This window comes from Sphingomonas bacterium (assembly GCF_903643065.1).
Classification (GTDB): Bacteria; Pseudomonadota; Alphaproteobacteria; order Sphingomonadales; family Sphingomonadaceae; genus Sphingomonas.
The window spans coordinates 1-7,633 of the sequence record NZ_CAHJWX010000071.1; the positions used below are offsets into that span (position 1 = coordinate 1).

The 7,633-nt window shown below is 67.3% G+C and carries 7 protein-coding genes; all 7 read left to right on the forward strand.

The features are described from left to right. On the forward strand, positions 1-547 hold a 547-nt coding region (gene rpiA / locus HUU95_RS04005), incomplete at its 5' end, for a ribose 5-phosphate isomerase A (RefSeq protein WP_174278924.1). A gap of 56 nt (positions 548-603) precedes the next feature. Further along, positions 604-2,703 (forward strand): transketolase, encoded by a 2,100-nt coding sequence (tkt, locus tag HUU95_RS04010; RefSeq protein ID WP_174278925.1) that lies wholly within the window; start codon positions 604-606, stop codon positions 2,701-2,703. A gap of 2 nt (positions 2,704-2,705) precedes the next feature. Next, positions 2,706-3,815, forward strand: a complete 1,110-nt coding sequence (gene tal / locus HUU95_RS04015; RefSeq protein ID WP_174278926.1) for a transaldolase — start codon at positions 2,706-2,708, stop codon at positions 3,813-3,815. Positions 3,816-3,936: 121 nt separating this feature from the next. After that, positions 3,937-4,923, forward strand: coding sequence for a phosphogluconate dehydrogenase (NAD(+)-dependent, decarboxylating) (gnd, locus tag HUU95_RS04020; RefSeq protein ID WP_174278927.1), 987 nt, complete (start codon positions 3,937-3,939; stop codon positions 4,921-4,923). Positions 4,924-4,978: 55 nt separating this feature from the next. After that, positions 4,979-5,797 (forward strand): Cof-type HAD-IIB family hydrolase, encoded by an 819-nt coding sequence (locus tag HUU95_RS04025; RefSeq protein WP_174278928.1) that lies wholly within the window; start codon positions 4,979-4,981, stop codon positions 5,795-5,797. Continuing rightward, positions 5,794-6,540 (forward strand): HAD-IIB family hydrolase, encoded by a 747-nt coding sequence (locus HUU95_RS04030; protein ID WP_174278929.1) that lies wholly within the window; start codon positions 5,794-5,796, stop codon positions 6,538-6,540. Before HUU95_RS04025 ends, HUU95_RS04030 begins: the two co-directional genes overlap by 4 nt. Before the next feature lie 186 nt (positions 6,541-6,726). Beyond that, positions 6,727-7,368, forward strand: coding sequence for a hypothetical protein (locus HUU95_RS04035; RefSeq protein ID WP_174278930.1), 642 nt, complete (start codon positions 6,727-6,729; stop codon positions 7,366-7,368). Positions 7,369-7,633 lie beyond the last annotated feature (265 nt).

Genomic DNA, 7,633 nt, shown 5'->3' on the forward strand with positions numbered 1-7,633 from the left:
GTTGCGCCTGCGCGCGGTCGCCACCTCGCTCGCCAGCGCCGATCGCGCGGCGGCGCTGGGCATCGCGGTGCTCGACTTCGCCGACACGGCGGCGGTGGACCTGACGATCGACGGCGCCGACGAGATCGACGGCGCGCTCGTCGCGGTGAAGGGCGCGGGCGGCGCGATGCTGCGTGAAAAGGCGGTGGCGACCGCGTCGGCGCGCATGGTGGTGATCGCCGACGGCGCCAAGCGGGTCGAGCGACTCGGCGCCGCAAAGCTGCCCGTCGAGGTGCTGCCGTTCGCGCGCGCTTTCGTCTGGAGGCGGCTGGGCGCGCTGTGCGAGCGGGTCGAGGCGCGCGGCGGCGGCGGCTACCGTACCGACAACGGCAATCTTGTCGCCGATCTGCGCGGCTGGGACGCGAGCGACCCCGCCCGCCTCGCTGCGGCGCTGCAGGCGATCCCCGGCGTGGTGGGCCACGGGCTGTTCCTGACGGAGGTCGCGGCCGCCTACATCGCGATCGACGGGGTCGTGACGAGGCTGGAACGAGGCGAACGGAACCGCTAGGGCGCAACCAGCACGGGTCGCCTGCGTTCGGGGGGCTCATTATCGCGAGACTGGTCATGGCCGACGCCGAAGCCACCATCCTTCCCCCCGACGTGCACGAGGACGGCAGCGCCGAGCGCCTTCAGATCGACACCATCCGCACGCTATCGATGGACGCGGTGCAGAAGGCGAATTCCGGCCATCCCGGCACGCCCATGGCGCTGGCCCCGGTCGGTCACACGATCTGGACCAGGTTCCTGCGCTATGATCCGTCGCGGCCCGATTGGCCCAATCGCGACCGCTTCGTGCTGTCGGTCGGCCATGCCTCCATGCTGCTCTATGCGCTCATCCACCTCGCCGGGATTGAGGAGATCGGCGCGGACGGCGAGAAGACGGGCAAGGAGGCGGTGTCGCTCGATGACATCCGCCAGTTCCGCCAGCTCTCGTCCAAGACGCCCGGCCACCCCGAATATCGTCACACCACCGGGGTCGAGACCACCACCGGGCCGCTGGGCGCCGGGTGCAGCAACTCGGTCGGCATGGCGATCGCCGAGCGCTGGCTGGCGGCGCGCTACAACAAGCCGGGGCTGACCCTGTTTGATCACGACGTCTACACGTTGTGCGGCGACGGCGACATGATGGAAGGCGTCACCAGCGAGGCGGCGTCGCTTGCCGGGCATCTTAAGCTGTCGAATTTGTGCTGGATCTATGACAGCAACACCATTTCGATCGAGGGCCATACCTCGCTGGCGTTCATCGAGGACACGGGCAAGCGGTTCGAGGGCTATGGATGGCAGGTCATCCATGTCGACGACGCCAACGACACCGCCGCGCTCGCCGCCGCGCTCGACACGTTCCGCGCGACGGACGACCGCCCGACCTTCATCGTCGTCAAGTCGGTGATCGGCTGGGGCAGCCCCAAGGCCAATACCGAGAAGGCGCATGGCGAGGCGCTGGGCGAGGAAGCCGTCGCCAAGACCAAGGAGGCCTATGGCTGGCCGGCGGACAAGCAATTCTACATCCCCGACGGCGTCAAGGACGCGGTCGGCGGCGCGATCGCCGGGCGCGGGCAGCCACTGCGCGAGGCGTGGGAGGCGACGCTCGCGCGCTATCGGACCGAGCAGCCGGACCTCGCCGCCGAGCTGGAGCTGATGTTGGCGGATCGGCTGCCCGAGGGGTGGATCGACGCGCTGCCGGTGTTCGAGCCGGACGAGAAGGGCATCGCGTCGCGCGACTCGGGCGGAAAGGTGCTCAACGCGCTCGCCAAGAAGATCCCCTGGCTGATCGGCGGCTCGGCCGACCTGTCGCCGTCGACCAAGACTGACATCAAGGGCGCGGACAGTTTCGAGGCGTCGAACTACGGCGGCCGCAATTTCCACTTCGGGGTGCGCGAGCACGGGATGGGTGGCGTGGTCAACGGCATGGCGCTGTCGCACGTGCGGTCCTATGGTTCGACCTTCCTCGTCTTCCTCGACTACATGCGTGCGCCGGTGCGGCTGTCGGCGATCATGGAGATCGGCTCGATCTGGGTCTACACGCATGACTCGATCGGGGTCGGCGAGGACGGGCCGACGCACCAGCCGATCGAGCATCTCGCCACGCTGCGCGCGGTGCCCGGGCTCGACACGATCCGGCCGGGCGACGCCAACGAGGTCAGCTGGGCGTGGCGCGCGGCGCTGGAGGCGGGCGACCATCCCACCGCGCTGATCCTGTCGCGCCAGGCGCTGCCGACGCTGGATCGCGGCAAATACGCGTCCGCCGAGGGCGTGCTCAAGGGTGCCTATGTGCTCGCCGACAGCGACGAGCCGGAGATCATCCTGATCGCCACGGGCAGCGAGCTGTCGCTGGCGGTCAAGGCGCATGAGCAGCTCAAGGCGGACGGCAAGCGCAGCCGCGTGGTCTCGATGCCGAGCTGGTATCGTTTCGAAAAGCAGGACCGGGCATACCGCGACTCGGTATTGCCGCCCGCGTGCAAGGCGCGGCTGGCGATCGAGATGGCGGGCGAGATGGGCTGGGACCGCTATGTCGGCAGCCACGGCGACACGATCACCATGTCCACCTTCGGCGCCTCGGCCCCGCTCGCCAAGCTGGCGGACAAATACGGCTTCACGCCCGACCAGGTGACCGACAAGGCGAAGACGCTGATCGCCGAAGCCGAATCGACGGACAAGGAGTGACCATGAGCAAGCTGCAGGACCTCTCCGCCGCCGGCACCGCCGTCTGGCTCGACTTCGTTGACCGCAAGTTCCTCGCGAGCGGCGGGCTCAAGAAGTTGGCCGACGAGGATGGCCTGACCGGCGTCACCTCCAACCCGACCATCTTCGAGAAAGCGATGGGTCACGGCGACGCCTATGACGAGAGCCTCGCCCGTTTCGACAGGGACAATCCGGACAAGCCGACGATCGATCGCTACGAGGCACAGGCGGTGGAGGACATCCGCGCCGCCGCCGACATCCTGCGCCCCGTCTATGATCGGCTGGATGCGCGTGACGGCTATGTCAGCCTGGAGGTCCGTCCGACCATCGCCGACGATACCGACGCGACGATCGCGGAGGCGCAGAAGCTGTGGCGCGCGGTGGACAAGCCCAATTTGATGATCAAGATCCCCGGCACCGACGCCGGCGCACCCGCGATCAGCGCGACGATCGCGGCGGGGATCAACGTCAACGTGACGCTGCTCTTCTCGCTCGCCGCCTATCAGAAGGTGGCGCAGGCCTATGCGACCGGGCTGGAGGAGCGGGTGCGGCAGGGGCAGCCGATCGACAAGATCGCGTCGGTCGCGTCGTTCTTCGTTAGCCGCATCGATGGTAAGATCGACAAGAAAATCGACGCGCTCGGCACGGACGAGGCCAAGGCGTTGCGCGGCGCCGTGGCGATCGCCAACGCCAAGGCCGCCTATGCCTGGTTCCAGGAGTTCAGCGCGTCCGAGCGCTGGCAGGCGCTCGTCGCGAAGGGCGCGCGTCCGCAGCGCCTGCTCTGGGCGTCGACCGGCGTGAAGGACAAGGCCTATGCGAAGACGCTGTACGTCGACTCGCTAATTGGGCCGGACACCGTCAACACGATGCCGCCCGAGACGATGGACGCGTTCCGCGACACGGGCACGGTGGCGCCGACGCTGACGCAGGACGTCGACGGCGCGCACCACGTGTTGGCGCAGGCGGAGCGGCTCGGGCTCGATCTGGGCGAGGTCACCGACACGCTGGTGGAGGAGGGCGTGATGTCCTTCGCCAAGTCGTTCGAGGACCTGCTGGGCGCGATCGCGAAGAAGCAGCCGGCACACGCGGAATAAGACGTCACGTCATGCTGAACTCGTTTCAGCATCCACGCGCGACGATGCATCGGCGATGGCGCGCATCGACCCTGAAACAGGCTCAGGGTGACGACGGTATGGAACGGCTCACGGAGGTTGCATGAAACTGGCGATGATCGGCCTTGGCCGGATGGGCGGCAACATCAGCCGCCGGCTGATGCGCGGCGGGCACCAGATGGTGGTGTGGGACCGTGACGCGAAGACGGTGGACATGCTCGCCGGCGAGGGCGCGCAGGCCGCGTCGTCACTGGACGACGCGCGCGGCAAGCTGGACAGCCCTGCCATCTGGTGGGTGATGCTGCCCGCCGGCGATCCCACCGAGCAGACGGTGCAGCACATCGCCGAGCACGGCCAGGCCGGCGACATCATCATCGACGGCGGCAACAGCTTCTACAAGGACGACATCCGCCGCGCCAAGGCGCTGGCCGACAAGGGCATCCACTATATCGATGTCGGCACATCCGGCGGCGTGTGGGGGCTGGAGCGCGGCTATTGCATGATGATCGGCGGCGACAAGGCGTCGGTGGACCTGCTCGACCCCGTGTTCAGCTGCCTGGCCCCCGGCACCGGCACCATCCCGCGCACGCCGGACCGGATGGCCAACGAGGGCGAGGACCCGCGCGCCGAACAAGGCTATATCCATGCCGGCCCGGCGGGCGCGGGCCATTTCGTCAAGATGGTGCATAACGGCATCGAATATGGGCTGATGCAGGCCTATGCCGAGGGTTTCGACGTGCTCAAGGGCAAGAAGTCGGAGAAGCTGCCGGAGGACGAGCGCTACGACCTCAATCTCACCGACATCGCCGAGGTGTGGCGGCGCGGCTCGGTGATCTCGTCCTGGCTGCTCGATCTGACCGCGTCCGCGCTCGCCAAGGACATGAACCTCGCCTCCTTCTCCGGCCGGGTCGCGGACTCCGGCGAGGGGCATTGGACGATCGAGGCGGCGATGGAAGAGGCGGTGCCCGTCAACGTGCTCGCGACCGCGCTGTTCAACCGCTATCGCAGCCGCCAGGACCATACGTTCGCCGATCAGGTGCTGTCCGCGATGCGCTTCGGCTTCGGCGGGCACGTCGAGATGCCGCAGTGACCTTTTCCGTTCGTCCCGAGCGAAGTCGAAGGGCAGGGCAGGGCGAGGCAGTCCGATGAATCCGATCAAGCTCGTCGTGTCCGACGTTGACGGCACGCTGGTCGACAAGGAGAAGCGCCTCGCGCCCGCCACCGCCGATGCGGTGGCGCGGCTGCGGGGGGCAGGCTGCGCGTTCACCATCATCTCCGCCCGGCCCGTTTCCGGCATGCGTCCGCTCGCCGACACGCTGGCGATCGATCACCCGATGGGCGCGTTCAACGGCGGGATCGTCTGGACGCGCGCGGGGGGCGTCAGCGAGCATCACGTCGTCGACCCGGCGGTCGCGCGCGGAGTGTTCGAGTGCGTGGGCGACCTCGCGGTCGATCGCTGGGTGTTCGCCGACGATCGCTGGTACAGTTCGACCGACCGGGGCGTCCATGTCGAGCATGAGCGCGTCGCGTCGAACAGCCGGGAGGAGGTTCGCGCCGACTTCGGCGAGTTCCTCGATCGCGCCGACAAGATCACCTTCGTGTCCGATACGCCCGCGGTGCTCGCCGAGCTGCACGCGCGGATCGACGCGCGGTTCGCCGGCCAGGCCACCGTCGGGCAGAGCCAGACCTATTATCTCGACATCACCGCGCTGGAAGCCAACAAGGGCGCCGGCATCGTCGCGCTGGCGGCGGCGATCGGCGTCGGGCTCGACGCGACCGCCGCGATCGGGGACCAGAACAACGACCTGCCGATGCTCGGCCTCGCCGGCTATTCGGTCGGGATGGGCAACGCGCCCGCCAACGTCCAGGCCGCCGCCGACGCTGTGACCGCCGCCAACGACGCCGATGGCGTCGCGCACGCCATCGACGCCTTCATCCTCCCTCGCATCGGAGTCCCAACGTGAAAAAGCTTGTCGCCTTCGATCTCGACAACACGCTCGCCGCCTCCAAGCAGCCGCTGGAACCGTTCATGAGCGAGGCGCTCGCCGACCTGCTCGGCGTCGCTGACGTGGCGGTCATCTCCGGCGGCGACTGGCCGCAGTTCGAGAAGCAGGTCGCCAGCCGCCTGCCCGCGCGCGCGAACCTCGACCGGCTGTGGCTGATGCCGACCACCGGCACCAAGCTGTACACGCATCACGAGGGCAACTGGTCGCCGGTCTATGCCGAGCTGTTCGACGACGCGACCAAGCAGAAGATCAAGGACGCGTTCACCGCCTCGCTCGACGCGACCGGCTTCAAGCCGGAACAGACCTGGGGCGAGCTGGTCGAGGATCGCGGCTCGCAGATTACCTTTTCCGCGCTGGGGCAGCAGGCGCCGCTGGACGCCAAGGAGAAATGGGATCCCGATTTCGCCAAGCGCGCGGTGATCCAGGTCGACCTGCGGCAGCGGCTGCCGGGGATGTCGATCAACATGGGCGGCGCCACCTCGATCGACATCACGCGCGAGGGCGTCGACAAGGCCTATGGCCTGCGCAAGCTCGCCGACCATTCAAAGTTCGCGCTCGACGAGTTCCTGTTCATGGGCGACGCGATCTTTCCGGGCGGCAACGATTACCCGGCCAAGACGATGGGGCTGGACACGGTCAAGGTCCGCGATCCGCACGAGACCGCCTCCGTCATCGCCGGCATCGTCGCCTGGGCGAAGTGAGCCGAAGCTAAGCCCTCCCCGGCACGGGGAGGGGCCGATAAGCCGAGAAGGTGATGATCTAGGGTTAAGATGACCTGGTATTCGGAAAATCGATGGTCTTGGAGCCCGGCTTGACTCTGTTCATTGCGGCGTCATGTTTTTGTCAGCTTGGCTCGGAAAGTCGGGCGAGTCGGATGGGGAGAACACATGAAGGTATCGATGGCCCTCGCGGGAGCGCTGCTCGGCACGTCCGTTGCCCAAGGTCAGACCGTCACCCCTCCTATCGCTCAACCTGCTCCAGCGGCATCGTCGACCTCCACCGCTGCACCTTTGATGGCTGGACAGACCGACACGATGTTGCAGACTGGAGCCCGAGTACCACTGAAGCTGACCGAAGTTCTCACGACCAATCGTAAGGCGTTGCGAGTTGGACAGCATTTCAATTTGGAGACGACCGAGCCGCTGATGGTCGCAAATCAGGTCGTCATTCCAGCTGGGACGCCGGCCGTGGGTGAGATCACGGATGTCAAAAACAAAGGGATGTGGGGGAAAAGTGGGCGCTTCGTCGCCCAGCTACTTTACCTTACTTATGGCGGACGGCAAGTTCGTCTCACCGGGAGCTTCGATGATAAAGGTCACTCCGGCGGCGTCGCAGCCGGAGCTGTTTCGGCGCTGGCGTTCTTGCCCGCTGGCTTCTTCATGACCGGTCATTCCGCAGAGATGCCGATCGGCGCGCCTGTGACTGGCTTCATTGGCGAGGACGTACCGGTGGCTTTCGCTGCGACGCCGGTCGCGCCGCTTACGGTCCCAGGTGGCGCTCCAATCATCGTGCCAGCTGCGGCACACTGACAAGTCGGCGGGTGCGCGCACTAGATAAGCGCATCCGCCGCCATTTGGCAGACGGTCGTGGGGCGGGTTAATCCGGTGATGCCAGGGAATTGTGAAACTCCCTCGTGTTCACGCGCGTCGCGCGAGCCACCTCCTCGTTCAGGAAGGATTTTCGTTGCCTCGCCCTGCCGGGCGCGCGACGGGCAAGGCGCTAACTAGGAGCCCGCCCATGCGCCGTCGCACCTTCCTCGCCGCCCTGCCCGCCGCCGTCGCCGCGCCCGCCCTC

What these genes read in the sequence shown, in the direction of transcription:
- tkt (WP_174278925.1), top strand. Translation starts at nt 604, where the DNA reads ATGGCCGACGCCGAAGCCACCATCCTTCCCCCCGACGTGCACGAGGAC.
- tal (WP_174278926.1), top strand. Translation starts at nt 2,706, where the DNA reads ATGAGCAAGCTGCAGGACCTCTCCGCCGCCGGCACCGCCGTCTGGCTC.
- gnd (WP_174278927.1), top strand. Translation starts at nt 3,937, where the DNA reads ATGAAACTGGCGATGATCGGCCTTGGCCGGATGGGCGGCAACATCAGC.
- HUU95_RS04025 (WP_174278928.1), top strand. Translation starts at nt 4,979, where the DNA reads ATGAATCCGATCAAGCTCGTCGTGTCCGACGTTGACGGCACGCTGGTC.
- HUU95_RS04035 (WP_174278930.1), top strand. Translation starts at nt 6,727, where the DNA reads ATGAAGGTATCGATGGCCCTCGCGGGAGCGCTGCTCGGCACGTCCGTT.